3 protein-coding genes are annotated in these 1,463 nt (G+C 66.3%); 2 read left to right on the top strand and 1 reads right to left on the bottom strand.

All coding sequences use genetic code 11. The annotated features are described in order from the left end of the window. Positions 1–221: hypothetical protein (locus GPA_RS20020; protein WP_231847587.1), on the bottom strand; the 221-nt coding region annotated here is incomplete at its 3' end. Positions 222–473: 252 nt separating this feature from the next. Here GPA_RS20020 and GPA_RS06270 point away from each other — a divergent pair. Beyond that, on the top strand, positions 474–767 hold the full coding sequence (locus tag GPA_RS06270) for a helix-turn-helix transcriptional regulator (RefSeq protein WP_015539330.1): 294 nt from the start codon (positions 474–476) through the stop codon (positions 765–767). 224 nt (positions 768–991) lie between these two features. Beyond that, a partial coding sequence (locus tag GPA_RS06265) for a hypothetical protein (protein ID WP_041239184.1) occupies positions 992–1,463 on the top strand: 472 nt, incomplete at its 3' end.

Raw genomic sequence — 1,463 nt, 5'->3', positions numbered from 1 at the left:
TCTCGCGGGAGGCCTGCCGCATGGAGCACTGCCTGTCGGAGGGCTCCTTCGAGAAGCTCGCCGCCCTGCTGGGCGAGAGCGCCACCTGACCGGACCGCGCTCTTATCAAACGAAAGCGGAACACGCCAACAAAGCGGTAAGTCTTCTTTTGCCATGATGCGTTCGCGCCGTTCAACACGCAGGTACCATGGCAATTCGAAACAAAACATAATCTCAGCCATCGCTGTTCGCACGGCAGCACTGGCGCTCCTGCTCGCGCTGAGCCCGACCACGCCCGCCCGCAGGCTCGAGAGAGCATCACTCTAACCGCCCGTCGAGAAAACTCCCACGTACCTGCTTCGGGGACGCTTTGTACCAAATCGGGACATTTCCCCCACGCTGCGTGGATGAGTTGGTACGTTTGGCGGAGATTCGCGATGTCGAACCCGATCGACGCACAGGCGAAGGCACGGATTGCACGAGGCAGGAGACGGATGAACCATGCCGATCTCATAGTGGCGAGAATCGAGCGCGCGCGGCAGGACCGCGGCATAAGCGTCGCCGAGCTCGCCCGCCGCATGGGAGTCGACCGCAAGCGCCTCTGGTACGTCCTCAACGGCCAGCGATCGATGCGCGTCGACGAGTTCGTCCGGCTCTGCGCCGTTCTCAACATGGGCCTGGGATGCTTCCTGACCAAGGAGATGGCGACCGAGCTTGCCGAGGCGAGAAAAAGGACCGTCGAGGAATACGGGACGGGCGAGCCGCTCGCCCCGTTGTGGTTCCAGTGAAACGAGGGGAGCAAGTGCGCAGAGCATTCCGCATAGCGAACGTTCAGACGCCCGCCGCGCGCCGCGCGGCGGCTCCCCTCCCCACGCCCGCGTTCGAGACCCCCGTAAACGGCCCATGCCCATCCCCATCCCTGCCAGCTAAGCGCGCGCCGCGGGCGCGCCGTTCGATGCAGGGGTAGCAGCGGAGAGGACCGTCCTTTCCGCCGTCGCGGGAAGGACCGGGCATGGCAAGCGACTACGGCGACGACGCCGGCGAGAAGATGATCGAGGACTTCATGCGCTTCGGAGAGCGTATGGGGGAAAGGGCGATGTACCGCCGGGCGGAGCAGATCCGCCGCGCGTTCGAGAACGCGACGGGCGCCGCGCGGGAGGCCGCCGAGGGAAACGGGACAGCCGAGCATCCCGCCGAATGGGCGAAGCTCGACATGGCCGAGTTCCAGGGGATCGAGGACTATGCCGGCATCAAGGAGACCATCGAGGAGAAGCTCAGGACCCACGGCGTCGACTCGGCGTGGTTCGCCGAGCCCGCCACGGGCTGCGAGCACCTCCTGTTCCGAATCGCGGACGCCAAGGAGGTATGGCTCTCGTTCGACGAGCTCTCGCGCGAGACCGACGCGGCATGCGAGCGCGCGGCGGCCAACCTCGCCAAGAGGGACGCCCGGGAGACGGCCGAGGCGCGGGACGAGCGGCCGCTCG

The organism is Gordonibacter pamelaeae 7-10-1-b (genome assembly GCF_000210055.1).
GTDB classification, from domain to species: domain Bacteria; phylum Actinomycetota; class Coriobacteriia; order Coriobacteriales; family Eggerthellaceae; genus Gordonibacter; species Gordonibacter pamelaeae.
Note: the sequence above shows the minus strand (reverse complement) of the source record. Positions and strands in the feature narration are given on the sequence as shown.